Origin of the sequence: Citrobacter sp. CK181 (assembly GCF_030333595.1) — a bacterium.
Lineage (GTDB): Bacteria > Pseudomonadota > Gammaproteobacteria > Enterobacterales > Enterobacteriaceae > Citrobacter_B > Citrobacter_B koseri.
Genome location: NZ_JAOWFN010000006.1, coordinates 241035 through 265976, shown reverse-complemented (window position 1 = coordinate 265976; position 24942 = coordinate 241035). Strand labels below are relative to the sequence as shown.

Below are 24942 nucleotides of genomic sequence, written 5' to 3'. Positions count from 1 at the left end.
GGTTTATCGCCCGGGCACAAATAGCATCACTGGCACACATCAATCCAGGTTGCTGAAGTGAGTTCTGCCATTCTGTCGGGGGAAATTCGGACTGCACTGTGCGTTGCCCCTGCTGCTGGTAAGACTTCAGCATAATGTTTTAATGAGACGTCGCAATAGACGGGCAGAGGCGTTTCCAGCCCGAAAGGGCAGACACCGCCGACCGGGTGCCCTGTGGCGATCACGACTTCATCGCTGCTGAGCATTCGCGCTTTTGCGCCAAACGTGCTCTTGAGTTTCTTATTGTCCAGGCGGGCATCGCCTTTGGCGACAACCAGAATAATGTCGTCTTTCACCTTAAGCGAAAGCGTTTTCGCTATCTGTCCTGGCGCAACATTATGCGCTTTCGCTGCCAGTTCCACCGTCGCCGTACTCTGATTTAATTCGATGATTTCAATATCCGGGGCACGTTCGGCCAGAAACTGCCGTACCGATTGCAGACTCATTCTTTTCTCCTGACGCTGTATTAGCAGTCCTGTTTTTCAGAAAACCGCGTGGCGTAATTTGTCATAAGGAAAGCGGCACTGTAAATAATTTATGTAATAAACCAGCAGCATGAACGATTTTTCGATCGTCTTCACATTCACGGAAACCGGTTACAGTAACCGGTTGCAGTCCGGCGGGCGGGGATTAATACTGAACCTGTCACTTCCTCTGTATCACATAATAAGAGCCATTTATGAAACTTCATTCTCTCTGCTGTATCGCTGGTGTTCTCCCCGGCGCGGTCGCGAAAAGTAGTAATGGACCCTTACACGGCGGTGCTGCTGCCAGCACGTCTATGTTGTTTTGACTGACAGGAGAACGCTATGTCTACCAACCATGCTGTGTTTAATGTGATTTTTCGGTTTGTCGAAAACTACGTGAGTCCCGTTGCCGGACGTATTTCCTCACAACGTCATGTTATGGCTATTCGTGATGGCTTCATTTCGGCAATGCCGTTTATGATTGTCGGCTCCTTCCTGCTGGTTTTCGCCTATCCTCCTTTCTCACCGGACACCACCTGGGGATTTGCCCGTGGCTGGCTGGCGCTGGCGAAACAGTTTGAAAGCCAGATTTTGACGCCGTTTGATATGACGATGGGGATCATGTCCATCTATATCTGTGCGGCCATTGCCTATAACCTGGGCAAACACTATGCTAAATCGCATCAGTTAGATCCGTTTATGTGCGCCATGCTCTCGATCATGGCCTTCTTGCTGGTTGCCGCGCCGAAAACAAACGGCACTATGCCGGTTGACAGCCTGGGAGGAACGGGGATTTTTACCGCGATTCTGGTGGCGATTTACTGTGTTGAAATGATGCGCTTCCTGAAGGCGCATAACATTGGCATTCGCCTGCCCGACCAGGTGCCGCCGATGATCAAGAACTCCTTTGATCTGCTGATTCCGGTGCTGGTGGTGGTTCTGACCTTGTATCCGCTGAGCCTGGCGATCCAGTCGCAGTTCGATATGCTGATCCCACAGGCGATCATGGCGATCTTTAAACCGCTGGTTTCCGCTGCGGATTCATTGCCCGCTATTTTGCTGGCGGTGCTGATTGGGCATCTGCTATGGTTTGCGGGGATTCACGGAGCAGCGATTGTCTCCGGGATGTTGCAAATGTTCTGGCTGACCAATCTCGGTATGAACCAGACCGCGCTGGCGCAGGGGGCGCCGTTGCCGCACATTTTCATGGAAGCCTTCTGGACTTTCTTCATCGTCATTGGCGGTTCTGGCGCTACGATGGGGCTGGTGATTTGTTATTTACGCAGCCGTTCCGTACATTTGCGCTCTATTGGCCGCTTAAGCGTCGTGCCGAGTATCTTTAATATCAACGAACCGGTTATTTTCGGGACGCCGATTGTGATGAACCCGGTGTTCTTTATCCCGTTCCTGCTGGCGCCAATGGTGAATGCCGTGCTGGCGTGGGCGGCGATGAAACTGGATCTGATTGGGCGGGTGATTTCCGTGGTGCCGTGGACTGCGCCCGCACCGGTTGGCGCTGCGTGGGCATTGGGCTGGGACTACCGTGCGGCGATCCTGGTGGTCATACTGGCGCTGGTGTCCGCCATCATATACTTCCCGTTCTTTAAGGTTTATGAGAAGCAGCTTCTGGCGCAAGAGGCAGAAGAAGCCGGGCGTGCAGAAGAGGAGAGCCAGCAGATGGCCTGACGTGTTGAACAAGGCGCTGCGGCGCCTTGTTTATTTCAGCGTACAGTCACCGCATTGCTGAACGTCTGGCAACCGGTAGCGTTGACAGCAGGTTCGGCGCACCAGCAGACCTTCGCGAGGGACGACGGTACGCCACAGCGGGTTATCCTGGCCACTGGAAAGTTGCTTTTCGAAGAAGCAGCTCTGGCGCAGCGTTGCCAGCAATGCTTCGCCAAGTAGCGGTTTCATTTCGGTCAGATACCAGTTGATCAGATACCCGGTGTTACTCCAGATAAGCTTACCGTTAATATCGCCGGTTGATTCCAGTGCCTGAACGACCGGCATCAGCGCAGAGACGATCAGCGTTTCCATTCTCTGTTGAGGAGAATGCGCGGTTGCCCGCTCGTCCTGATGCACATCAACCCAAAAACAGGCTGCGCGTCCGGTTTCGTGGAACTCAACGTGCATGTGCTCGGGCGAAACGTCAATGGCCCTTTCCTGGGTGAGCAGGGCAAGCATCAGAGGCGGTACCATCAGACCGATATACCATTGCGCCCAAAGCGAAATGAGCGGCTTATTTTCGCGTGGTTGCGTCGGTTGATGACGATAAATATGGTCGGAATAGATAGCCAGCAGGGAGCGCATCGTACCCGGTCGAGCCCACTGCGCCAGCGTCATGGCGCCCGTTGGGTGCGGTTCGTCCAGCCGAATAAAATCAAGCAGATGTTCGCGCGTCCGGGTTATCGTTTCACGCACGGCTTCAGCCAGCGAGGGCATCTCAGGCTGGAGATGGGCTCGCCAGGTGACATCTTCAATGATCGGTGCGGAACGGTAAGGCATAGCGCTGTATATAAGGATAGTAATCTAAATGATAATGATTGCTAATCCTAATGATGGCGATAGCTGATGGCAAGCGCTTTGTCGTGACGCTGTGCGCGGTAGCACGATGATATCGCCCTGTGTCAGACCGTACGCAGTTCGTCACTCGCAAGAATGTTGTTGCGCCCCAGGTTTTTGGCTTCATACAGCGCTTTATCCGCCTTGACGATTGCAGCCTCCATGTCCTGACCCAGTAGCGGCGCGATGCCAACGCTGATGGTGACATTGGTCGCCACGCTGACATTAAACATATGTGGGATTTTGAGATCGTAGACCTTCTGGCGAATACGTTCGGCGGTCGTGCGCGCCTCCTGTGGATCGGTCGCGGTCAGCAGGACCATAAACTCTTCGCCGCCAAAACGGGTGACAATATCCCGGGAACGGACAGCGTCACGAATCGCGGCTGAAACGCGAATGAGAGCCTGGTCGCCCATCATGTGCCCATAGTGATCGTTATAAGCTTTGAAGTGATCGATATCCAGCAGCAATACGTAGTGTTCTTCGTGCGTTTCCAGAGCAAGGAGCGTATTCAGCTTATTTTGCAGGCCGCGGCGATTATACAGGCCAGTCAAAGGATCGAGCATACTCAGCCCGTTCAGCGTTTCTCTCTCTTCCAGCAGTTTGTACATCAGTTGTTGAGCGAAATCGTCATAGCGTTTTTGAATAACATGCTGGATGGCAATGCCCGCCATCGGGAGCGCCATGAGATAAATAATCCGTATGCCGTGTTCGCTGCCATTAAGCCACAGGCAGGCCAGAACGGAAGGCAATGAATGGAACGTAAACGCAATGATATTATTAGCAAAGGCGATGGAGCCAATAAATAACACGCAGAGAAGGGCGATGAGTAGAAAAGTATAATCGCTATGGTTCATAGCATTATATTTCAGTGTGATATGCCAGGCCCACAATATGCCTGATATAACAGAAATAAAGGGGATATTAATCTTTTTATGCGTATATTTTCCGTGCCATATCAGAATTAACGTACTTGCAACAAAGAGCAGTATTGCCGGGACTGAGACAGCCCTGACCTCATAAAGAGGAAAGACAAGCGTAAACAGCCCGGACACCGCATTGAGAAACAGAAAAAGGCGTAAAGAGAATTGATATTTTTTGGTGCGTAATGCGCGCCAGGATTGAGCTGTCATATCTGAATGTCGTTATTTATCTATGAATTACGCTGGTTGGGGCCAAAATGAAAAATAACGTGCGGGAAAAAGCCCGCATAAATAAACGTTTTTATTGTTTGTAAGTTAACCACCGCCCAATCTATCACCTTGCTGAATTCATGTCATCAATTGTTAAGACAATCTCATACAAGGAAGTGTGACGAACTGCTGACAAATGAGAAATTTTATCATATGCTATTGGTTATCATTATCGGTATCAGAGGTAAAGCCATGTTGCAGCGTACACTGGGCAGTGGATGGGGGATATTGTTGCCGGGTATTTTTATTACCGGACTGGCGTTTGCCGGCCTCTCCATTGACGCATGGAAGGTACTGATTGTGTTAGGGTTACTGCTGACTTCGTTGATGCTGTATCACAAACGCTTACGGCATTTCGTCCTGCTGCCGTCATGTGTCGCGCTGATCAGCGGCATGGTGCTGGTTATGATGAATTTGAATCAGGGATGAACAAACAAGACGTAAAACAGAGAAGGGAAATAAGATAATTGGTGCGAGGGGGGGGACTTGAACCCCCACGTCCGTAAGGACACTAACACCTGAAGCTAGCGCGTCTACCAATTCCGCCACCTTCGCACAGTCATCTTACTTTTTTGATATCGCCTCGTTGGTGCGAGGGGGGGGACTTGAACCCCCACGTCCGTAAGAACACTAACACCTGAAGCTAGCGCGTCTACCAATTCCGCCACCTTCGCCCAGTGCGAGCAATATCAACGTGGTTTTGGTGCGAGGGGGGGGACTTGAACCCCCACGTCCGTAAGGACACTAACACCTGAAGCTAGCGCGTCTACCAATTCCGCCACCTTCGCATACCATCGATTCTTAAAAAGAATCGCTACCACGGAGGCGCATTCTAGTGGTTTTCAGCTTTTCGTCAATAGTTAATTACGCAGGATGGATTGATTGCTGCAAAAATGGGCGCTAACCGCAGGCCGGATAAGCGAAGTGCCATCCGGCATCCGCAAACCATGCCGGATGGCGGTGCAGGCACCTTATCCGGCCTACGATGACCACTCTACTTCTTCGCCTGGCGCGTCATCACCGTGCGGTAAACTTTAAAGCGCCCGGTTTGCGCAATCACTTCGTGGAAGCCAAACGTTTCATCCAGCACTTTCGGGTAGGGCAGGAAGGCGTTAGCCACGATACGTAACTCACCGCCGCTGTTGAGGTGGCGAACCGCGCCGCGAATCAGCGTCTGCGCGGCATCCAGGCTGGTTTGTATTCCATCGTGGAACGGCGGGTTAGAGATGATCATATCAAAACGCCCTTTTACGTCAGAAAAGACGTTACTGGCGAATACCTCACCCTCAACGCCGTTTGCCGCAAGCGTTGCGCGACTGGCCTCAACGGCAGGCGCGGAAACATCACACAGGGTTAAACGCACTTTTGGCGAGTGGCTGGCTAAGGCCGCAGAGAGCACGCCTGCGCCGCAACCGACATCCAGCACTTTGCCTTTGGTATGTGGCGTCAGCGTGGAAAGCAGCAACTGGCTGCCGACATCCAGACCGTCGCGGCTGAAAACGCCGGGCAGCGTTTTGATGGTCAGATCGTTAATGTGGTACTCGCCCCAGTATTTTTCCGCATCAAAGACAGGCTGTTTTTCCAGACGGCCATGATACAGCCCGCAGCGGCGCGCGCTGTCGATTTTGTTCAGCGGCGCGTAGTCGGCCAGCATTTGCTCTGCGCTGCGAACGCCGCTACGGTTTTCGCCCACCACGAAGATGTCGGTGCCGAGCGGCAGCAGCGACAGGATATTCATCAACTGGAACTGGGCTTCAGGTTTATTTTTCGGCCAGTAGTAGATCAGCGTGTCGCAGTCCGCGACGTCGTCAGCGTGGGCGACCAGGCTAAAGCGCGCCTTCTCGCCCATCAGCTGGCTTAACAGCTGCCAGTGGTGGAATTGTTGCGTATGCACGCGGCTGGCGGCGCTTTCGAAGCGGGCTGGCAGGTCATCCTGCAAATCTCCGGCAAACAGAATACGGCTTTGTTCGAAATCATCACTGTGGCGCAGCAAGACTTCACTTGCCGGGGTAAAAGCAGACATGAAAGGTTCCTCTATTGTTCCTGGCGGCGATTATAGTTGTTTGTTGGCGCAGTTTCGACGAATTTGCTATATTTGCGCCCCTGACAGACAGGAGCGTTTCGCTATGACATCCCGACGAGACTGGCAATTACAGCAACTGGGTATTACCCAGTGGTCGCTGCGTCGCCCTGGCGCGCTACAGGGGGAAATCGCGATTTCCCTTCCGGCGCACGTTCGTCTGGTGGTCGTGGCGGAAGAATTACCGGCGCTGACCGAACCCCTGATGAGCGATATTTTGCGCGCATTGACCGTCAGTCCCGACCAGGTATTACCGTTGACGCCTGACCGCGTCGCCATGCTGCCGGAAGGCAGCCGGTGCAACAGCTGGCGGCTGGGTACTGAAGAGCCTTTGCTGCTGGAAGGCGCTCAGGTGACAAGTCCTGCGTTTAATGAATTACGGGCAAACCCAACGGCACGCGCCGCACTATGGCAACAAATTTGCGCATATGAACACGATTTCTTCCCTCAATCCGACTGATTTACCTGCTGCGTTTCTGATTGAAAAACGCGCCCATGCGTTTCCGTGGAGTGAAAAAACCTTTGCCAGCAATCAGGGCGAACGTTACCTCAACTATCAACTGACGGTCGGCGGAAAGATGGCGGCGTTCGCGATTACGCAGGTGGTGCTGGATGAGGCGACGCTGTTCAATATTGCGGTCGATCCAGATTTTCAGCGTCGGGGGCTGGGGCGAGAACTGCTGGAACATCTGATTGATGAACTGGAAAAACGCGGCGTCCTGACGTTATGGCTGGAGGTGCGCGCCTCAAATGCCGCCGCCATCGCACTCTATGAAAGTTTAGGTTTTAATGAGGCAACGGTGCGCCGTAATTACTACCCGACGGCTGACGGGCGTGAGGACGCGATAATCATGGCATTGCCAATCAGTATGTAAGACAAGGTGGAATGATGAAGTGGGACTGGATTTTCTTTGATGCCGACGAAACGCTGTTTACGTTTGACTCGTTTACCGGCTTGCAGCGGATGTTTCTCGACTATAGCGTCACCTTTACCGCTGAAGATTTTCAGGACTACCAGGCTGTCAATAAACCGCTGTGGGTGGATTATCAGAACGGCGCTATCACTTCGCTTCAGCTTCAGCGCCAGCGCTTTGTCGGCTGGGGCGAGCAGCTGAACGTCCCACCTGAAGAGTTAAATGATGCGTTTATGAATGCTATGGCGGAGATTTGCGCACCGCTGCCGGGCGCGGTTTCGCTGGTTAACGCCCTGCACGGTAAGGTGAAGATGGGCATCATCACCAACGGATTCACCTCATTGCAGCAAATTCGCCTTGAACGAACAGGGCTTCGCGATCGTTTTGATCTGCTGGTTATTTCTGAAGAAGTGGGCGTGGCGAAGCCCGATCCGCGCATCTTTGATTACGCGCTGGAGCAGGCGGGCAGCCCTGACCGCTCTCGCGTGTTAATGGTCGGCGATACCGCAGAGTCTGATATTCTCGGCGGCATTAACGCCGGGCTTTCCACCTGCTGGCTGAATGCGCACCATCGCGAGCAGCCTGCGGGCATTGAACCGACCTGGACCGTGGCGTCATTAAGCGAACTGGAGCAACTCCTGTGTAAACACTGATTGCCTCCCCCCCGTTGATGGGTAAAATAGCCGCAATTTTTCGTATTCAACATGCGTGGTCAGACGCCGCGCTTACTCAAGAAGATTGAACTATGACGTTGTCTCCTTATTTGCAAGAGGTGGCTAAGCGCCGCACTTTTGCCATTATTTCTCACCCGGATGCCGGTAAAACCACTATCACTGAGAAGGTATTGCTGTTCGGACAGGCTATCCAGACTGCCGGGACGGTAAAAGGCCGTGGCTCCAGCCAGCATGCAAAATCTGACTGGATGGAAATGGAAAAGCAGCGTGGTATTTCTATTACCACGTCGGTAATGCAGTTCCCGTATCATGATTGCCTGGTCAACCTGCTGGACACCCCCGGGCACGAAGACTTCTCGGAAGATACCTACCGCACGCTGACGGCGGTGGACTGCTGTCTGATGGTGATTGACGCGGCAAAAGGCGTCGAAGATCGTACCCGTAAGCTGATGGAAGTAACCCGCCTGCGCGATACGCCGATCCTCACCTTTATGAACAAACTCGACCGTGACATCCGCGACCCGATGGAGCTGCTGGATGAAGTTGAGAACGAACTGAAAATCGGCTGTGCGCCGATCACCTGGCCGATTGGCTGCGGGAAGTTGTTCAAAGGCGTCTATCACCTTTATAAAGACGAAACTTACCTGTACCAGACCGGTAAAGGCCACACTATCCAGGAAGTGCGCATTGTAAAAGGTCTGGATAACCCGGAACTTGACGCTGCCGTAGGGGAAGACCTGGCGCAGCAGTTGCGCGACGAGCTGGAACTGGTGCAGGGCGCGTCCAACGAGTTCGACCATGAGCTGTTCCTGGCAGGTGAAATCACCCCGGTCTTTTTTGGTACAGCGCTGGGTAACTTCGGCGTTGACCATATGCTGGATGGTCTGGTGGAGTGGGCGCCTGCGCCGATGCCGCGCCAGACCGATACCCGTACGGTAGAAGCGAAAGAAGAGAAGTTCACCGGTTTCGTGTTTAAGATTCAGGCCAATATGGACCCAAAACACCGCGACCGCGTGGCGTTTATGCGTGTGGTCTCCGGTAAGTACGAGAAAGGCATGAAAATGCGCCAGGTACGTATCGGCAAAGACGTGGTGATTTCTGATGCGCTGACCTTTATGGCGGGCGATCGTTCCCACGTTGAAGAGGCGTATCCGGGCGATATTCTGGGCCTGCACAACCACGGCACCATTCAGATCGGCGACACCTTCACTCAGGGCGAAATGATGAAGTTCACCGGTATTCCGAACTTCGCGCCGGAGCTGTTCCGTCGTATCCGCCTGAAAGATCCGCTGAAGCAAAAACAGCTGCTGAAAGGGCTGGTTCAGCTGTCTGAAGAAGGAGCGGTACAGGTGTTCCGTCCGATCGCCAACAACGATCTGATCGTGGGTGCTGTCGGCGTGTTGCAGTTCGACGTGGTGGTTGCCCGCCTGAAGAGCGAATACAACGTTGAGGCTATCTATGAGTCCGTCAACGTCGCCACCGCACGCTGGGTTGAATGTACTGACGCGAAGAAATTCGAAGAGTTCAAGCGTAAGAACGAAGTACAACTGGCGCTGGATGGCGGTGATAACCTCACCTATATCGCACCAACAATGGTTAACCTGAACCTGACGCAGGAACGCTACCCTGACGTTCAGTTCCGCAAAACGCGCGAGCACTAATTGTCCCTCCAGGGCGCGTCATCCGGCTCGCCCTGTTACTTTCCCTGCCTTTTTAACCGCTTGCGGAATGTTCTTAAATCCCTCAGTTTTTCTTATGGTTGCTTGTTTTTTAAGCGTATCAGCAAGCGATTTTGCGATTGTGATCTATATTTAACAAAGTGATGACATAAATGACGACTTTTAACACTGTTCAATGCGTGAATACTGGTTGTTAAGGCCGTCATTTATCTTGTCTGCGATATTAATAACTGAATAAAGATGGGATTAGCGCCGCGATTCTGCATAAGTATGTTGATTGTGACGGCTGCCATCCATACAGGAATGAATCGATGACGACGACAAGACTGAAGATTTCTAAAACTCTCCTGGCCGTAATGTTGACCTCCGCTGTCGCGACCGGTTCTGCATTTGCGGAAACCTCTACGCTGGATAAGGCACAGTCCAGCGCAGAAAGCGCGGGACAGAAAGTCGATAGCTCTATGAATAAAGTCGGTAACTTCATGGATGACAGCGCCATCACCGCAAAAGTGAAAGCGGCGTTGGTGGATCATGAAAGTATTAAGAGCACCGATATCTCGGTCAAAACCGATAACAAAGTGGTGACATTAAGCGGCTTTGTTGAAAGCCAGGCTCAGGCTGAAGAAGCCGTGAAAGTGGCGGAAGGCGTTGAGGGTGTGACCTCCGTCAGCGACAAACTGCATGTTCGCGACAGCAAGTCCGGCACGATGAAAGGCTATGCCGGGGATACGGCCACTACCAGCGAGATCAAAGCGAAACTGTTGGCGGATGACATCGTGCCTTCCCGCAAAGTGAAAGTCGAAACCACCGACGGCGTGGTGCAGCTCTCAGGAACCGTAGATTCTCAGGCGCAAATCGACCGTGCTGAAAGTATCGCAAAAGCGGTTGATGGTGTGAAAAGCGTCAAAAATGACCTGAAAACTCAGTAATTCGTCTTAATTCGCCCTCCCGACGTTTGTCGGGAGGCGCAATGTACACCACACTAAAAATATCGCGAATGAGCAACCTGAACGCTCATATCAAGCGGTCGACATTAACTATGGTAAAGGAGAAGCTTATGTTTCGTTGGGGCATTATATTTCTGGTTATCGCGTTAATTGCCGCCGCTCTGGGTTTTGGTGGACTGGCAGGCACCGCGGCAAGCGCAGCGAAAATTGTCTTCGTCGTCGGGATTGTCCTGTTCCTGATCAGCCTGTTTATGGGCCGTAAACGACCCTAGCACGTCACCCGTAATACCCATGATTCATGCTAAGCCAGTCCATCGGACTGGCTTTTACGGTTTTAGCTATCGCGAATTTGCGTTACTTTGTCATTCTATAAAATAAAACACAGGAAGGCAGAGGTGGGGCAGCGAATACCCGTGACGCTCGGCAATATTGCGCCATTATCATTAAACGCGTTCCGACCAGGCCGAATGGCTCTGGTGTGCGAGGGCGGGGGGCAGCGGGGAATCTTTACCGCTGGCGTGCTGGATGAGTTTATGCGCGCGAAGTTCAATCCGTTCGACCTCTACCTCGGCACCTCTGCCGGGGCGCAAAACCTTTCTGCCTATCTCTGTAACCAGCCCGGCTATGGGCGCAAAGTTATTATGCGTTACACCACGAAGCGGGAGTTCTTCGACCCGGTGCGTTTTGTTCGCGGGGGGAACCTGATCGATCTCGACTGGCTGGTGGACGCGACATCCGGGCAGATGCCGCTGGCGATGGACACCGCCGCGCGTCTGTTTGATAGCGGAAAATCCTTCTATATGTGCGTCTGTCGTGGGGATGACTACACGGCGAACTATTTCTCGCCGACGAAGCAAAACTGGCTCGATATTATTCGTGCGACCAGCGCGATTCCGGGGTTCTACCGTACAGGCGTGGCGCTGGATGGCATCAATTATCTGGACGGCGGGATCAGCGATGCGATCCCGGTACAGGAGGCGGCAAAGCGTGGCGCGAAAACGATTGTGGTGATCCGCACGGTGCCTTCGCAAATGTACTATACGCCGCAGTGGTTTAAGCGCATGGAGCGCTGGCTGGGGGAGAGCAGTTTGCAGCCGCTGGTGAATCTGGTACAGCACCACGAAACCAGCTATAGCGCCATTCAGCGTTTTATTGAGAAGCCGCCGGGTAAGCTGCGTATCATTGAAATCTACCCGCCGAAACCGCTGCAAAGCATGGCGTTGGGCAGCCGTCTTCCTGCGCTGCGCGAAGATTACAAAATTGGACGCCTGTGCGGGCGCTATTTTCTGGCGACGGTGGGGAAACTGCTGACGGAGAAACCGCCGCTCTCCCGCCACACGCCGAAGATTGTCATTCCTGGCCCGGTGGTGGTGCCTCCGGCGGCGGTGGCCAACGATATGCACGTAGCAACGGTCAGCGGCGCAGCGCAGGCCAACGACACTACCTTCAATAATGAGGATCTGGCGTGAGTTGCCGATTTATCGACACGCATTGTCATTTTGATTTTCCGCCTTTCACCGGTGATGAAGCGGCCAGCATTCAGCGTGCCGCTGACGCGGGGGTTGGCAAAATCATTGTTCCGGCGACGGCTGCGGTCTGTTTTTCACGCGTGCTGGCACTGGCGGAACGCTTCCCGCCGCTGTTCGCGGCGCTGGGGCTGCACCCCGTGTTTATTGAGCAGCACGCAGATGACAGTCTGGATCGCCTGCAACAGGCACTGGATCAACGCCCGCAGAAAGTCGTGGCGGTAGGGGAGATCGGGCTGGATCTTTACCGCGATAATCCTCAGTTTGATGAGCAAGAACGGCTCCTGGAGGCGCAGCTTAAACTGGCGAAACGCTACGATCTGCCGGTGATCCTTCACTCGCGTCGCACCCATGACAAGCTGGCGATGCATCTCAAACGCCACGCCCTGGCGCGAACCGGGGTGGTACACGGTTTTTCCGGCAGTCTGCAACAGGCGGAACGCTTTGTTCAGTTAGGCTACAAAATTGGCGTTGGCGGCACGATTACTTATCCGCGCGCCAGTAAAACGCGTGATGTGATGGCGCAACTGCCGCTGGACGCATTGCTGCTGGAGACCGACGCGCCGGATATGCCGCTAAATGGTTTTCAGGGGCAGCCAAACCGCCCGGAACAGGCTGCACGGGTATTCAGCGAGTTGTGTGCGCTACGCGATGAACCCTCTGAGGTGATAGCCGAAACGCTGTATCGCAATACGACGGCGTTATTTCGTCTCTGATTGCCGGATGCGACGCAAAAGCGTCTTATCCGGCCTACGGGCCGACATCATTTGTGGGCCGGATAAGGCGGCCAACGGGTCGACATCATTTGTAGGCCGGATAAGGCGCAGCCGCCATCCGGCGATTCACAAATATAAAGCTGGGAAAATCAGGTTATGCACCCCGTGCGCCCATAATGCGTTTGCCAGCTGTTGCACGTCGTCAGGCGTTGCGCCCGGCCACGTTTTTGCTTCGCCATACACCCCATGCGCATGGAAAGCGTTTAACCGGACGGGAATATCGCCCAGACGGGAGATAAACGCGGCCAGCGGCGCTATCTGTTGCAGGTAATCCACCTGACCAGGAATCACCAGCAGCCGTAGCTCGGCCAGCTTGCCATGCTCCGCCAATATCCTGATGCTGTGCTTGATCTGCTCGTTATCCCGCCCGGTAAGACGCTGATGGCAGGCGCTATCCCAGGCTTTTAGATCGAGCATCGCGCCATCACAAACGGGCAGCAGTTTCTGCCAGCCGGTTTCGCTCAACAGGCCGTTGCTGTCGACCAGACACGTCAGCGTACACAGCTGCGGATCGGCCTTGATCGCGGCAAACAGCGCGCAAATAAACGGTAACTGGGTGGTGGCTTCGCCCCCGCTGACGGTGATGCCTTCAATAAATGGCGATGCCTTACGGATATGGCCCAGCACTTCATCGACGCTCATCGTCTGCGCCATCGGCGTGGCCTGCTGCGGGCACATCCGCAAACAGGTATCGCATTGCTCGCAGACGTCAGCCTGCCATACCACTTTCCCCGCGCTGAAGCCCAGCGCCTGATGAGGGCACTGGGGAACGCACTCACCGCAGTCGTTGCAGCGCCCGATCGTCCACGGATTATGGCAATTCTTACAGCGCAGATTGCACCCTTGTAAGAACAGAGCCAGACGACTGCCGGGGCCGTCCACGCAGGAGAACGGTATGATTTTACTGACTAAACACTTCATCCTTCGAACTGCCTCTTTGTTGGCTGCACTTATTCACCCCAGTCACGTACTACGTGTACGCTCCTGGGGGGTCATTCGCTTGCCGCCTCGATGCCTCTCGAATGATTTTGCGTTAGGAAGCGCATCTGCTGTTCATGACTTATTACGCGTGCTTGTCGTTCCAGAATGCGCGTATTGCGCGCGGCTTCTTCCCCCAGCCAGGTGGTGTTTGTTCGCGATCCTTCGGCGCGATATTTTTCCAGATCCGACAGGCGCACCATATACCCGGTAACGCGCACCAGATCGTTGCCGCTGACGTTGGCGGTAAACTCCCGCATGCCGGCCTTGAACGCGCCCAGACAAAGCTGCACCAGCGCCTGAGGATTCCGCTTGATGGTTTCGTCCAGCGTCAGGATGTCGCTGATCCCGGCATGGTAGTGCGCATGATGGGGGGCGACGGTTTGCAGGTGGGTAATGGGATCGGGTTCATCGCCGTACGGTAAACGCGCGCCCGGCGTCGTACCGATATCGGAGCTGATGCCTGACTGGGCATGCAGCATCGCCCGCTGTTTCCAGCCATGCTTAACGGGCGTGTTTGCGACGAAATCGGCCAACTGCGCGCTGATGCGATAGCCCAGCGCATTGGCCGCGTCGTCTTTCCCGTAGCGCGCGTTCATCCCCGCGTTTTCACACAGCAGGTTTACCGCTTCGGCCAGGCCATACATCCCAAACATCGGTACAAAACGTCCGGGATCAAGCAACCCTTCCTGCACCAGGAAGCTATTCTCAAAGAAATGTGATTGTTCATAGAGGAAGTCACATCGGGCATCAATGATGGCGATCTGCTGCTGGCAGTAGTGCGGTAGCGTGCGCGTAAAGAAGTCATCGACAGAGGTGCTGCGCTCTGCAACGGCTTTCAGATTGATCCTGACCAGCGTGCTGCCGCCGCCCGCAAGCGGCAGAGAGTTGTAACAACTGACGACGCCATATTGACCTTTTGTGAAAATTTTATCATTTACCGGGCCATTAGAAATATGCGGTTTGCTGCATTCAAAAATGTTTTTAGCGACATCAAGCAGTAAATCATCCGGTGTGATATCGGGATCGTAGATAAACGTCAGGTTAGGTGAAACCTGCTTTAACTCAGCATCGGCACGTAAAATAGCGCGGGTGACAGGCGTGTCGGCCGGGCCAATATTGGCATGCATAAAGGCGTCCGGCAGCGTTCTGTCGAGATAGCGCCAGAAACGTTTTATTCGAATATCGATCTCGTCTTGTGTTAGAATTTTAACATGCGGCTGCAATAGTGCATCCAGTTGCCCCAGATAGACCGGCATCGATGTTACGGAAGGAACGTGATGGTAGAGGATGGTCAGCAAAGATAGCGCGTCATCCAGATCTTTTGCGCCTTCCAGCTCCAGCCACTGTGAGCCATTAGCCAGAAAACGGGCGTAATCGGGCAAAACATAACGAGGTTTGAACGGGGCATGACCTTCGAACATATCGCAGATAACCCCGTCGTCCAGCGCCTGGCGAGCCTCTGCGGGCAAGGCCGGATAAGGCAAAGCGTTCTCAGCTTCCAGCGCCAGAAAATGACGTTTTTGTTCGGGGCTGAGCACCGGACTGGTCACAATTTGCTGGCAACGATGTTGCAGCGCGGTTTCGCATGAAGTGGGCATCTTCGTTTCCTTTTTGTGCCGAAGGTTAAGCGCCATTGTAGGAAGTTGCGTGATGATGGCTTTTGATCAGGATGCGCCTGTTGCCCACTCGCGAGGCCGGGAAAGGTCATTTATTTGAAGTGGATCTCGTTACAGTAATGCAAATTTGTACGTAGTTTTCATTAACTGTGATGTATATCGAAGTGTAATGGCGAGCGGATGTTAGAATACTAACAAACTCGCAAGGTGAAATTTTATACCGGCGATGAGCCAGGAGAATGTAATGACTGATTTAACCGCAAGCAGCCTGCGTGCGCTGAAACTGATGGACCTGACCACCCTGAATGACGACGACACCAATGAAAAAGTGATCGCGCTGTGTCATCAGGCGAAAACCCCGGTTGGGAATACTGCCGCTATCTGCATCTACCCGCGTTTTATTCCGATTGCGCGTAAGACTCTGAAAGAGCAGGGCACGCCGGATATCCGCATTGCGACCGTCACCAACTTCCCGCACGGTAATGACGACATCGACATCGCGCTGGCAGAAACCCGCGCAGCCATCGCGTACGGCGCGGACGAAGTTGACGTGGTATTCCCGTACCGCGCGCTGATTGCCGGTAACGAGCAGGTGGGCTTCGATCTGGTGAAAGCCTGTAAAGACGCCTGTGCGGCGGCAAACGTGCTGCTGAAAGTGATCATTGAAACCGGTGAGCTGAAAGAAGAAGCGTTAATCCGTAAAGCGTCTGAAATTTCCATCAAAGCCGGTGCGGATTTTATCAAAACCTCTACCGGTAAGGTTCCGGTTAACGCAACGCCGGAAAGCGCACGCATCATGATGGAAGTGATCCGCGATATGGGTGTTTCCAAAACCGTTGGTTTCAAACCGGCTGGCGGCGTGCGTACCGCTGAAGATGCACAGCAGTTCCTGGCCATTGCTGACGAACTGTTTGGCGCTGACTGGGCGGATTCCCGTCACTACCGTTTCGGCGCATCCAGCCTGCTGGCAAGCCTGCTGAAAGCGCTGGGTCACGGGGACGGCAAGAGCGCAAGCAGCTACTAAGCCTTATATTGCCGGAGTTGTAGTGACGTAGGCCGGATAAGGCGCAGCCACCATCCGGCATCAATACGACTGCCGGGTGGCGCGTTGCTTACCCGGCCTACAATGGCCTTCTACTCTTTTCCCCTGGGGGTTACCGTGTTTCTCGCACAAGAAATTATTCGTAAAAAACGTGATGGTCATCCGTTAAGCGACGAAGAGATCCGCTTCTTTATCAATGGTATTCGTGATAACACCATCTCTGAGGGGCAGATTGCCGCTCTGGCGATGACCATTTTCTTCCACGATATGTCGATGCCTGAGCGTGTGTCGCTGACCATGGCGATGCGAGATTCAGGAACCGTTCTGGACTGGAAGAGTCTCAACCTTAACGGCCCCATCGTTGACAAACACTCCACCGGCGGCGTGGGTGATGTGACTTCGCTGATGCTTGGCCCTATGGTGGCGGCCTGCGGCGGCTACATTCCGATGATCTCCGGGCGCGGCCTCGGTCATACCGGCGGTACGCTCGACAAACTGGAAGCAATCCCGGGATTTGATATTTTCCCGGACGACAACCGTTTCCGCGAAATCATTAAAGACGTGGGTGTGGCGATTATTGGGCAGACCAGTTCGCTCGCACCGGCGGATAAACGTTTTTACGCCACCCGCGACATTACCGCGACGGTGGACTCCATCCCGCTGATCACCGCTTCAATCCTCGCGAAAAAACTGGCGGAAGGGCTGGATGCGCTGGTGATGGACGTGAAAGTGGGCAGCGGCGCCTTTATGCCGACCTACGAACTCTCTGCCGCGCTGGCTGAAGCCATCGTTGGCGTTTCCAACGGTGCAGGCGTGCGCACAACTGCGCTGCTCACCGACATGAACCAGGTGCTGGCCTCCAGCGCCGGTAACGCCGTCGAAGTGCGCGAAGCGGTGCAGTTCCTGACAGGTGAATACCGCAACCCGCGTCTGTTCGACGTCACGATGGCGCTGTGCGTGGAGATGCTGATCTCCGGCAAGCTGGCGAAAGATGACGCTGATGCGCGAGTGAAACTACAGGCGGTGCTGGATAACGGCAAAGCGGCGGAACTCTTTGGTCGCATGGTTGCGGCACAGAAAGGGCCGAGCGATTTCGTGGAAAACTACGCGAAATACCTGCCGACGGCGATGCTCAGCAAAGCTGTCTATGCCGATACTGAAGGTTTTGTATCCGCAATGGACACTCGCGCGTTGGGTATGGCGGTGGTCTCAATGGGCGGCGGTCGTCGCCAGGCGTCGGACACCATTGATTACAGCGTCGGCTTTACCGACATGGCGCGTCTGGGCGACAGCGTTGACGGGCAGCGTCCGTTGGCTGTTATCCACGCCAAAGACGAAGCCAGCTGGCAGGAAGCGGCGAAAGCCGTCAAAGCGGCAATCAGCCTTGACGACAAAGCGCCTGAAATTACACCGACAGTCTATCGTCGTATTACCGAATAGCTGTATACTGATCTGATCGCTTTTTTGCAGCGCAAGATGTATGGAGAACAAGATGAAACGTGCATTTATTATGGTGCTGGACTCCTTTGGTATTGGTGCAACTGAAGATGCGGATCGCTTTGGCGACGTAGGTTCAGATACCCTGGGCCATATTGCAGAAGCCTGCGCCAGGGGCGAGGCCGACAATGGCCGTAAAGGCCCACTGAATTTGCCTAACCTGACCCGCCTGGGTCTGGTGAAAGCGCATGAAGGTTCTACCGGTAAAATTGCTGCGGGTATGGACGGCAATGCGGAAGTGATTGGCGCGTACGCGTGGGCGCACGAGCTCTCTTCCGGTAAAGATACCCCGTCTGGCCACTGGGAAATCGCGGGTGTTCCGGTTCTGTTTGACTGGGGCTACTTCAGCGACCACGAAAACAGCTTCCCGCAGGAACTGCTGGATAAGCTGGTAAAACGCGCCAACCTGCCGGGTTATCTCGGTAACTGTCACTCTTCCGGTACGGTCATTCTGGATCAATTGGGCGAAGAGCATATGAAAACCGGTAAACCGATTTTCTATACCTCCGCTGACTCCGTATTCCAGATCGCCTGCCATGAAGAGACCTTTGGGCTGGATAAACTGTACGAGCTGTGCGAAATCGCCCGTGAAGAGCTGACCGAAGGCGGCTACAACATTGGCCGCGTTATCGCGCGTCCGTTTATCGGCGATAAGGCCGGTAACTTCCAGCGTACCGGCAACCGTCACGATCTGGCCGTTGAACCACCGGCGCCGACCATCTTGCAGAAACTGGTCGACGAGAAAAAAGGGCATGTGGTTTCCGTCGGTAAGATTGCGGATATCTACGCCAACTGCGGCATCACCAAAAAAGTGAAAGCCACTGGCCTGGACGCGCTGTTCGACGCCACCCTTAAAGAGATGAAAGAAGCGGGCGACGAGACGATCGTCTTTACCAACTTTGTTGATTTCGACTCATCCTGGGGGCATCGCCGCGACGTAGCGGGCTATGCTGCGGGTCTGGAGCTGTTTGACCGCCGTCTGCCGGAACTGATGGAACTGGTCGGTGAAGATGACATTCTGATCCTGACCGCCGACCACGGTTGCGACCCGACCTGGACCGGTACGGACCATACTCGCGAGCACATTCCGGTGCTGATTTATGGCCCGAAAGTGAAAGCGGGCTCGCTCGGTCACCGTGAAACCTTCGCGGATATCGGTCAGACGCTGGCAACGTACTTCGGTACGTCGCCGATGGACTACGGCAAAAACATGCTGTGATGCAATTGCCCGGTGGCGCAAGCTTACCGGGCCTACGGTTTTGTAGGCCTGATAAGGCGTAGCCGCCATCAGGCAATAACAACGAGATAAGGATAAAAGATGGCAACTCCACATATTAACGCAGAAATGGGTGATTTCGCTGACGTCGTTTTGATGCCGGGCGACCCGCTGCGTGCGAAGCACATTGCTGAAACTTTCCTTGAAGACGTGCGTGAAGTGAACAACGTTCGCGGCATGTTAGGTTTCACCGGGACGTACAAAGGCCGTAAGATCTCCGTCATGGGTCACGGTATGGGTATCCCGTCCTGCTCCATCTATACCAAAGAGCTGATCACCGATTTCGGCGTGAAGAAAATCATTCGTGTCGGTTCCTGCGGTGCGGTACGCAACGATGTGAAACTGCGCGATGTGGTGATTGGTATGGGTGCCTGTACCGATTCCAAAGTTAACCGTATCCGCTTCAAGGATCATGATTTTGCGGCGATCGCTGACTTTGACATGGTGCGCAACGCGGTAGACGCGGCGAAAGCGCTGGGTGTTGACGCACGCGTGGGCAACCTGTTCTCCGCCGATCTGTTCTATTCTCCTGACGGCGAAATGTTTGACGTGATGGAAAAATACGGCATCCTGGGCGTGGAAATGGAAGCGGCGGGTATCTACGGCGTAGCGGCTGAGTTTGGTGCGAAAGCGCTGACCATCTGCACCGTGTCTGACCATATCCGTACTCACGAGCAGACCACTGCCGCTGAACGTCAGACGACCTTCAACGACATGATCAAAATCGCGCTGGAATCTGTTCTGCTGGGCGATAAAGCGTAAAAAAGAAGGGGGCAGTTTGCCCCTTACGCCTGATGGCGCTTCGCTTATCAGGCCTACAAAATATTTTACGTGATTTGTAGGTCGGGTAAGGCCAGGCCGCCACCCGACATAAATGCTGCACAATCCTTTGTCAGCACTCTGAAGGGGCAGTTTGCCCCTTTTTCCTGCCTGTTTATTTACCGCCCTTTGGCGATTAATGCGTTAGCAACTCCCAGCTTAAATTACTCTCCATCTCAGTATTGTCGCTGACGTTACGGAACTGCTTTTCGTTCAGCACTGGCGTTAGCGTTAACGTAAAGTTCAACTGCTGCCCGCGCGCGGCTTCATTGTTCTCGATAGCGATAATGGCTTCATTATTGTGCAGCAGCTGTGTATCGGCATGGCCGTCTGCGGGAATGAACTCATTGCGATCGGTTGTTTTCCCGATCATATAGCTGCGGCCATCCAGTATCATTTGGCTGGCTTTCAACGCCAGCCCCCCGCCGTTACCGAAAAGAAATCGCCCTTGTGGGCCTGCGGCGCCATGTACAAATAGCGCCATCACCTGTGGTTGCGGGCAATAGATGCTGACATTGATATCGCGCGAGGGCATTTTAAACCAGTTTTGCTGTGAGCCGACGTTGTCATTTCGCTGCATCGGGGGAAAGGCCACGGTAGCGCGAGAGAGCGATACCTGGCAGTTCTCGTCTGCCCATGCTATGCGTGACCCCAGCGCTGCTAACGTACATAATGCAATGATCCACTTTCCGTATGACTTCATTGGCAAATACCCTCCGCCGTTTCGTAAAACGCCTCTTTATTCTGCACATTGCTTAATGTGTAAGTGATTTTGCAGATACGGTTCATATTGTCATCAACGCTATAGAGCGTTGGCGTTTCGTCAATATTGCTAATAAAGACGCGGCCGCTGTCCACTGCGCTGACCAGGTAGTTTCCTTTTTCATCAACAACAGACGTGCCTTTAGGTAGCCAGGAGCCATCCTGCTGTTTTATCTTCAGCATGACGCGACGGGTGTTTAGCACGTTAAAATCCAGGTCGCTGACGGTGGCATGAGCGGGCACCAGTAGCTTTGTTCCGTTAGCCAGATCCATATTTTTGGGCAGCGTATTTGCGTTCACCTCAATACGTGACTTACGCCACTCCGTCAGTCCTGGCACCACGGCCTGCCCCCAGAAATCTGTCCAGACCGGGCCTTGCGGCGTTGCGATTTCGATGCCGCTTTCTGGTTCGCTCAGGTGGGCAATACCAAAGGTATCTTTAATGGTATAGGGGGAGAAGGTTACCCCCTGGCGATGCAGGGCAATGCCGCCCGACAGCATTGCGCTGTAGGTACGCTGATCGTCATTGTTGGTTGTTGCGCCAACGCTCATCTGCGTGTAGTGCAGGTTGCTGTTGATGTTGCCGTTGAGGGTGTTGAGATCGTTTCCGATATCGCGATCCGCCGAAACGGAATAGCTGGTATTGTCGCTGAGAGGGCCACTGCTGCGTAAGCCATATGTCGTTCGGTCGCCCTGATTGCGCATATATGCGTTAATCGACTGCGACTGGAAAGGAATGTTGAGGTTGATGTAAAACACATCATCGTCATAGCTGTCATCGTTGATGTCGTCATTATCGTTATCGTTGCTAACAGAGTGCTGCCAGTTCACGTTTATTGACGCGTATTTAAATGTTTTTCCCCATGAAAGACTCACGTAACTGGAGTCTTCATAATCATCCGTGGCCTGATTATAGCTATAGGCTAACGAGAAGGTTCCTGCTGTTCTGCCGCTCCAGTTCACATTGGCGCTATAGCTGCTTTGATAGCTTGCGCTGTCGTCGTCCATCGCCTCGGACAACTCACGATAGTCGTCAGAATAACGCGCGGTGCTGACCCCAACAGAGACATGGCCGGGAAGTGTCAGCTGGTTTTGAATTTCCGCCTTTATACCGCTGCGCGTATCGCCGAAGGATTCACGGCTGCCCAGCAGACTGGCAAATACTTGCCATTTCTCGTTTGAACTCCACTCCAGCATTGCACCGCTTGCCTGATAATCCTCGGCAAGAACCCCCGCCGCCAGCAAACTTGTTTGTGGGGTAAGGCGCCAGCCGTCTGAAATGTTATATACCCAGGGGTCGCTGTAATCGCTGTCGACGTTGCGCACCTGGCCTACTGACATCATAAGCCCTTGTGGTCGCGGAAGGCCGTTCAGGTTGATTGAGGAGGCAGGTACGATGAAACTGGTTGTGACGTTGTCGGTTTCGACGATGCTGACCTGAAGATCGGCGTTATTTAACAGGATGGGGACATTGTCCAGCCTGAATGCCCCCGCGTTTACCAGCGTGGAATAAACAAGCTGCCCCGCCTGGCGGACTTCTACTCGCGCCTGGTTCGTGCGGGCAATCCCCGTCACGGTGACGCCTGAATTATCAGAGGTCATGCTGGACTCGGGGAGTAACTGAATGCCGCTGAGGGATGTTCCAGAAAACAGCGCCGATCTGGAGCTGATTTGCCCAACCTGGACACGCATCTGTTGCGCTTCAAAAACGTGTTCGCCATAAGTGAATAAATTTTTAGCGCTGCGATCGCCGTCAGAGTCCAGCAGAAAATAGCGGCTGCGCAATGCCCAGTTGGCCAGATTGGCGCCCGCTTCTATATCGCCCTGCGTGTAGTTATGGCTGTCGCCGCCGTTGTATTCATTTCGCGTGGAAAACAGGCTGTAGTTGAGCAGCCCGGCGCTGCCGCCGTGGCTATAGTTTTTCTCCCGGGACGCGCTATTTTCCAGTGCGTCGGGCGGGACAGTTAACTCCAGCATCTCCTTACCGGGAAGGGACTTTATGACGGCGGAGGGATAATCTTTTTGCAGGTCATGACAGTGTTCTTGCAGGGAGATCCCCAGAGGACGTAGCCCGATCGCTGTCAGAAAATCGTCATCTACGCAGAGTTGCCCTTGTTCGTCAAATTTGGCGCCCAGCGAACCTTTTTCTGACCCGTTTACGTTGATTAGAACGCTATGTACACCGGGCAAAAAACGCGGCTCTTCTGCGAAGTAATTTGCGATATTTTTACTGATGCCGCGCGTATTGAGTATATCGGTACTGAACGTTACCTCACGGGCTAACGCCGTTGAGGTTAATAACGTACATGAATATAACGCGATCTGAATATGGCGAGACAGCAGGTTGATTCCTTTCATATACACTTACTTTGTCCCCGTTTTTTATTGATTATGGTGTTAACGGCGCAGTGAAATTGGGTATGTCGATGCCGTAGCGGCTGGCCGGGAAGAAGCGTACAGATTGATCGGAAATGATGGATTTCTTGACGGTTACATCCAGAACTTCTCCGGGTAAAATATAGGTTTTTGCGATTTCCCCGGCTGTTTGCGAAGGTAAAAAAATCACCTGTTGCGCCAGGCGCACCACATAGGCGGAAGGGTTGCTGACTTTAATATGCTGCCCGGAGCTGGACCATTTCAGCAGCTTCCACGCATCGGTGACGACCGGTAAATTTTTGGGGCGAATTAATACCGGCAGATCCTGACGCAGATTGAAGTTAACTTTCATTGCGCCTTTAGACACGCCTGATGGCGGGATGCCTTCAAAGGTGACGCGTTTATAGTGCTCTTTGGTTAGCGGGGCGCTGCTTTCCATAATAAAGCGGACCTGCTGTTCCTGACCGGGTTCCACGCGTACGACGGGCTGGGTGACGTTGACGGTGATGCCATTGTCATCTTTTACATCTTCTATTGTGGTGTACAGCAACATCGGAACCGTATCGCTGTTTTTGACATTTATCGTTCCGCCATTATGGCTTTCTTCAATAACCAGTAGCGTGGAGGCGGGAACCATTCCTGCCGCATAAGCCTGAGATAAAGGTAAACAGAGAAGCGTGGCGGCAAATATATACGCTTTAACGGTACAAGATTTGTCAGACATTATTGTAATTCCTTCTATTGGAAAAACTCCCCACCCATCCATGTAGGGAGTTGTTGTACAGATATGATTAATAACGATGTGATTAGATATATCTCAGGGTAATGGTGGCGGAACCTGAAATATCGGTATCATCGCTAATGGCCAGTTTGGTGGTATTATCTACAGCCAGAGAAACCTTAAGCGGATAAGTTGCATTGTTATAGGCTGCTGGTTCCAGCGTGCCTTTGGCGCCGACGGTGATGATATCCTGCGTCCCTTCCTGGTTCCGAAAAGAAGTTTCCGTTGTCGCCTTAGCCCACAAACCCGTACTTGCGGCGGCGCTTACAATATAGTCAGCGTCAAAAGTGTCTTCGCCATTGACGGCTTTCGCGCTTGCAGCCTTGACAGAATCGATGGATACGGCATAGGCGCCAATGTTGACATTGCCTGCTGTTTTACCTACGCCGAATGAGACTCCTTTACCTTTAATGATGCCGGTTATCCAGATCTCTGCGTTGCTATCCGCTTTGTTATCGGTCAGCGTCCAGCCTACTTTCGTGGCGCTGGGGCACTCGATGACCAGATCGGTGTCTTTCGTGGCGATATCGTTGACGGCCGTTGAACTAAGGTCGCTGATCAGATGCGAGCCGAAGTCAAGTGCGTTGCCGCCGTTGACTGTCGCGGTACAGCCACCGACCAGCAGTTTCCCCGTTACGCGCAGTTCAGTGGTGGCGCCGTCGGCCGCCCATGCGTTAGACATGGTCAGTGCCGCGATTGCGGTGGCAAGAAGTGCTTTTTTCATTTGTTGATCCTTAACTTGAATTGTGTGATGGTACGAAAAGGCATGTTACTTGCCTTCTGAATACGTTTTATATCAACCAGATAGCTATGGAATATGGTTGGGATAGAGTTATATTCCAGAAGTAATATATTATCTGGACACAGCAGACAGTGGTTTTAGTTTTATTTAAAACTGATTTCTGGTGATCTTTATTATTTTTTGTTTTAGAGTT

24 protein-coding genes and 3 tRNA genes are annotated in these 24942 nt (G+C 53.4%); 14 read left to right on the top strand and 13 right to left on the bottom strand.

The window, feature by feature from the left end; genetic code table 11:
- Positions 1–26: 26 nt before the first annotated feature.
- Positions 27–485: a YbaK/EbsC family protein gene (locus tag OGW17_RS01765; RefSeq protein ID WP_012134213.1), complete on the bottom strand. Its 459-nt coding sequence runs from the start codon at positions 483–485 to the stop codon at positions 27–29.
- A 363-nt stretch (positions 486–848) separates the two neighbouring features.
- Between OGW17_RS01765 and OGW17_RS01760 the strand changes: the two genes are divergently transcribed.
- A complete protein-coding gene (locus tag OGW17_RS01760; RefSeq protein WP_071257472.1) occupies positions 849–2192 on the top strand; it encodes a PTS sugar transporter subunit IIC in 1344 nt (447 codons plus the stop codon).
- Positions 2193–2222: 30 nt separating this feature from the next.
- Here the strand turns inward: OGW17_RS01760 and fhuF are convergent, their stop codons facing one another.
- Both fhuF and OGW17_RS01750 read right to left on the bottom strand, forming a co-directional pair.
- Entirely contained in the window at positions 2223–3011 is a 789-nt protein-coding gene (fhuF, locus tag OGW17_RS01755) for a siderophore-iron reductase FhuF (protein WP_012134210.1), read from the bottom strand.
- A gap of 122 nt (positions 3012–3133) precedes the next feature.
- The gene (locus OGW17_RS01750; RefSeq protein ID WP_071257474.1) at positions 3134–4201 is read right to left on the bottom strand and encodes a GGDEF domain-containing protein; all 1068 of its coding nucleotides are present in this window, start codon (positions 4199–4201) and stop codon (positions 3134–3136) included.
- A 252-nt stretch (positions 4202–4453) separates the two neighbouring features.
- Here OGW17_RS01750 and OGW17_RS01745 point away from each other — a divergent pair, with 252 nt between their 5' ends.
- Positions 4454–4690, top strand: coding sequence for a DUF1435 domain-containing protein (locus OGW17_RS01745; RefSeq protein ID WP_080516675.1), 237 nt, complete (start codon positions 4454–4456; stop codon positions 4688–4690).
- 39 nt (positions 4691–4729) lie between these two features.
- Here OGW17_RS01745 and OGW17_RS01740 read toward each other — a convergent pair.
- The 4 genes from OGW17_RS01740 to rsmC form a co-directional block, all read right to left on the bottom strand.
- Positions 4730–4816 (bottom strand) — tRNA-Leu (locus OGW17_RS01740).
- A 32-nt stretch (positions 4817–4848) separates the two neighbouring features.
- Positions 4849–4935 (bottom strand) — tRNA-Leu (locus OGW17_RS01735).
- A 27-nt stretch (positions 4936–4962) separates the two neighbouring features.
- Positions 4963–5049 (bottom strand) — tRNA-Leu (locus OGW17_RS01730).
- Between the two features lie 206 nt (positions 5050–5255).
- On the bottom strand, positions 5256–6284 hold the full coding sequence (gene rsmC / locus OGW17_RS01725) for a 16S rRNA (guanine(1207)-N(2))-methyltransferase RsmC (RefSeq protein ID WP_071257476.1): 1029 nt from the start codon (positions 6282–6284) through the stop codon (positions 5256–5258).
- A 103-nt stretch (positions 6285–6387) separates the two neighbouring features.
- On the opposite strand from rsmC, the gene OGW17_RS01720 reads away from it, so the two are divergent.
- From OGW17_RS01720 to OGW17_RS01685, 8 genes are all read left to right on the top strand, one after another.
- Complete coding sequence (locus OGW17_RS01720; RefSeq protein WP_024130737.1) at positions 6388–6801, top strand: DNA polymerase III subunit psi; 414 nt, start codon at positions 6388–6390, stop codon at positions 6799–6801.
- Positions 6770–7216: a ribosomal protein S18-alanine N-acetyltransferase gene (gene rimI, locus OGW17_RS01715; protein ID WP_012134203.1), complete on the top strand. Its 447-nt coding sequence runs from the start codon at positions 6770–6772 to the stop codon at positions 7214–7216. Before OGW17_RS01720 ends, rimI begins: the two co-directional genes overlap by 32 nt.
- Positions 7217–7230: 14 nt before the next feature.
- A complete protein-coding gene (gene yjjG, locus OGW17_RS01710) occupies positions 7231–7908 on the top strand; it encodes a pyrimidine 5'-nucleotidase (RefSeq protein WP_024130736.1) in 678 nt (225 codons plus the stop codon).
- Positions 7909–8000: 92 nt separating this feature from the next.
- The gene (prfC, locus tag OGW17_RS01705) at positions 8001–9590 is read left to right on the top strand and encodes a peptide chain release factor 3 (protein ID WP_012134201.1); all 1590 of its coding nucleotides are present in this window, start codon (positions 8001–8003) and stop codon (positions 9588–9590) included.
- Between the two features lie 329 nt (positions 9591–9919).
- Positions 9920–10537 (top strand): molecular chaperone OsmY, encoded by a 618-nt coding sequence (gene osmY / locus OGW17_RS01700; RefSeq protein WP_047459081.1) that lies wholly within the window; start codon positions 9920–9922, stop codon positions 10535–10537.
- A gap of 128 nt (positions 10538–10665) precedes the next feature.
- Positions 10666–10827 (top strand): DUF1328 domain-containing protein, encoded by a 162-nt coding sequence (locus tag OGW17_RS01695; protein ID WP_047459078.1) that lies wholly within the window; start codon positions 10666–10668, stop codon positions 10825–10827.
- A 123-nt stretch (positions 10828–10950) separates the two neighbouring features.
- Positions 10951–12024 carry a patatin-like phospholipase family protein gene (locus tag OGW17_RS01690; RefSeq protein WP_071257478.1) on the top strand — a complete coding sequence of 358 codons (1074 nt, stop codon included), beginning with the start codon at positions 10951–10953 and terminating at the stop codon, positions 12022–12024.
- On the top strand, positions 12021–12797 hold the full coding sequence (locus OGW17_RS01685; protein WP_071257480.1) for a metal-dependent hydrolase: 777 nt from the start codon (positions 12021–12023) through the stop codon (positions 12795–12797). The genes OGW17_RS01690 and OGW17_RS01685 overlap by 4 nt, the downstream gene beginning before the upstream one ends.
- A 126-nt stretch (positions 12798–12923) precedes the next feature.
- Here OGW17_RS01685 and OGW17_RS01680 read toward each other — a convergent pair whose 3' ends face one another.
- Together OGW17_RS01680 and OGW17_RS01675 are read right to left on the bottom strand one after the other, a co-directional pair.
- The gene (locus tag OGW17_RS01680; RefSeq protein WP_071257482.1) at positions 12924–13778 is read right to left on the bottom strand and encodes a YjjW family glycine radical enzyme activase; all 855 of its coding nucleotides are present in this window, start codon (positions 13776–13778) and stop codon (positions 12924–12926) included.
- A gap of 71 nt (positions 13779–13849) precedes the next feature.
- Positions 13850–15436, bottom strand: coding sequence for a YjjI family glycine radical enzyme (locus OGW17_RS01675; protein WP_071257483.1), 1587 nt, complete (start codon positions 15434–15436; stop codon positions 13850–13852).
- 262 nt (positions 15437–15698) lie between these two features.
- On the opposite strand from OGW17_RS01675, the gene deoC reads away from it, so the two are divergent.
- The 4 genes from deoC (at position 15699) to deoD (ending at position 20031) form a co-directional block, all read left to right on the top strand.
- Complete coding sequence (gene deoC, locus OGW17_RS01670; protein ID WP_024130733.1) at positions 15699–16478, top strand: deoxyribose-phosphate aldolase; 780 nt, start codon at positions 15699–15701, stop codon at positions 16476–16478.
- A gap of 135 nt (positions 16479–16613) precedes the next feature.
- On the top strand, positions 16614–17936 hold the full coding sequence (deoA, locus tag OGW17_RS01665; protein ID WP_071257485.1) for a thymidine phosphorylase: 1323 nt from the start codon (positions 16614–16616) through the stop codon (positions 17934–17936).
- Between the two features lie 52 nt (positions 17937–17988).
- Positions 17989–19212, top strand: coding sequence for a phosphopentomutase (gene deoB, locus OGW17_RS01660; protein ID WP_024130731.1), 1224 nt, complete (start codon positions 17989–17991; stop codon positions 19210–19212).
- Between the two features lie 99 nt (positions 19213–19311).
- A complete protein-coding gene (deoD, locus tag OGW17_RS01655; protein WP_012134191.1) occupies positions 19312–20031 on the top strand; it encodes a purine-nucleoside phosphorylase in 720 nt (239 codons plus the stop codon).
- Positions 20032–20224: 193 nt separating this feature from the next.
- Here deoD and OGW17_RS01650 read toward each other — a convergent pair whose 3' ends face one another.
- From OGW17_RS01650 to OGW17_RS01635, 4 genes are all read right to left on the bottom strand, one after another.
- Positions 20225–20791: a DUF1120 domain-containing protein gene (locus OGW17_RS01650; protein ID WP_071257487.1), complete on the bottom strand. Its 567-nt coding sequence runs from the start codon at positions 20789–20791 to the stop codon at positions 20225–20227.
- Positions 20788–23208 (bottom strand): fimbrial biogenesis outer membrane usher protein, encoded by a 2421-nt coding sequence (locus OGW17_RS01645; RefSeq protein WP_071257489.1) that lies wholly within the window; start codon positions 23206–23208, stop codon positions 20788–20790. The genes OGW17_RS01650 and OGW17_RS01645 overlap by 4 nt, the downstream gene beginning before the upstream one ends.
- A gap of 31 nt (positions 23209–23239) precedes the next feature.
- Positions 23240–23950 carry a fimbria/pilus chaperone family protein gene (locus OGW17_RS01640; protein WP_071257491.1) on the bottom strand — a complete coding sequence of 237 codons (711 nt, stop codon included), beginning with the start codon at positions 23948–23950 and terminating at the stop codon, positions 23240–23242.
- An 82-nt stretch (positions 23951–24032) separates the two neighbouring features.
- Complete coding sequence (locus OGW17_RS01635; RefSeq protein WP_012134187.1) at positions 24033–24731, bottom strand: DUF1120 domain-containing protein; 699 nt, start codon at positions 24729–24731, stop codon at positions 24033–24035.
- Between the last annotated feature and the right edge of the window lie 211 nt (positions 24732–24942).

What these genes read in the sequence shown, in the direction of transcription:
- OGW17_RS01765 (WP_012134213.1), bottom strand. Translation starts at nt 485, where the DNA reads ATGAGTCTGCAATCGGTACGGCAGTTTCTGGCCGAACGTGCCCCGGAT.
- OGW17_RS01760 (WP_071257472.1), top strand. Translation starts at nt 849, where the DNA reads ATGTCTACCAACCATGCTGTGTTTAATGTGATTTTTCGGTTTGTCGAA.
- fhuF (WP_012134210.1), bottom strand. Translation starts at nt 3,011, where the DNA reads ATGCCTTACCGTTCCGCACCGATCATTGAAGATGTCACCTGGCGAGCC.
- OGW17_RS01750 (WP_071257474.1), bottom strand. Translation starts at nt 4,201, where the DNA reads ATGACAGCTCAATCCTGGCGCGCATTACGCACCAAAAAATATCAATTC.
- OGW17_RS01745 (WP_080516675.1), top strand. Translation starts at nt 4,454, where the DNA reads ATGTTGCAGCGTACACTGGGCAGTGGATGGGGGATATTGTTGCCGGGT.
- rsmC (WP_071257476.1), bottom strand. Translation starts at nt 6,284, where the DNA reads ATGTCTGCTTTTACCCCGGCAAGTGAAGTCTTGCTGCGCCACAGTGAT.
- OGW17_RS01720 (WP_024130737.1), top strand. Translation starts at nt 6,388, where the DNA reads ATGACATCCCGACGAGACTGGCAATTACAGCAACTGGGTATTACCCAG.
- rimI (WP_012134203.1), top strand. Translation starts at nt 6,770, where the DNA reads ATGAACACGATTTCTTCCCTCAATCCGACTGATTTACCTGCTGCGTTT.
- yjjG (WP_024130736.1), top strand. Translation starts at nt 7,231, where the DNA reads ATGAAGTGGGACTGGATTTTCTTTGATGCCGACGAAACGCTGTTTACG.
- prfC (WP_012134201.1), top strand. Translation starts at nt 8,001, where the DNA reads ATGACGTTGTCTCCTTATTTGCAAGAGGTGGCTAAGCGCCGCACTTTT.
- osmY (WP_047459081.1), top strand. Translation starts at nt 9,920, where the DNA reads ATGACGACGACAAGACTGAAGATTTCTAAAACTCTCCTGGCCGTAATG.
- OGW17_RS01695 (WP_047459078.1), top strand. Translation starts at nt 10,666, where the DNA reads ATGTTTCGTTGGGGCATTATATTTCTGGTTATCGCGTTAATTGCCGCC.
- OGW17_RS01680 (WP_071257482.1), bottom strand. Translation starts at nt 13,778, where the DNA reads ATGAAGTGTTTAGTCAGTAAAATCATACCGTTCTCCTGCGTGGACGGC.
- OGW17_RS01675 (WP_071257483.1), bottom strand. Translation starts at nt 15,436, where the DNA reads ATGCCCACTTCATGCGAAACCGCGCTGCAACATCGTTGCCAGCAAATT.
- deoC (WP_024130733.1), top strand. Translation starts at nt 15,699, where the DNA reads ATGACTGATTTAACCGCAAGCAGCCTGCGTGCGCTGAAACTGATGGAC.
- deoB (WP_024130731.1), top strand. Translation starts at nt 17,989, where the DNA reads ATGAAACGTGCATTTATTATGGTGCTGGACTCCTTTGGTATTGGTGCA.
- deoD (WP_012134191.1), top strand. Translation starts at nt 19,312, where the DNA reads ATGGCAACTCCACATATTAACGCAGAAATGGGTGATTTCGCTGACGTC.
- OGW17_RS01650 (WP_071257487.1), bottom strand. Translation starts at nt 20,791, where the DNA reads ATGAAGTCATACGGAAAGTGGATCATTGCATTATGTACGTTAGCAGCG.
- OGW17_RS01645 (WP_071257489.1), bottom strand. Translation starts at nt 23,208, where the DNA reads ATGAAAGGAATCAACCTGCTGTCTCGCCATATTCAGATCGCGTTATAT.
- OGW17_RS01640 (WP_071257491.1), bottom strand. Translation starts at nt 23,950, where the DNA reads ATGTCTGACAAATCTTGTACCGTTAAAGCGTATATATTTGCCGCCACG.
- OGW17_RS01635 (WP_012134187.1), bottom strand. Translation starts at nt 24,731, where the DNA reads ATGAAAAAAGCACTTCTTGCCACCGCAATCGCGGCACTGACCATGTCT.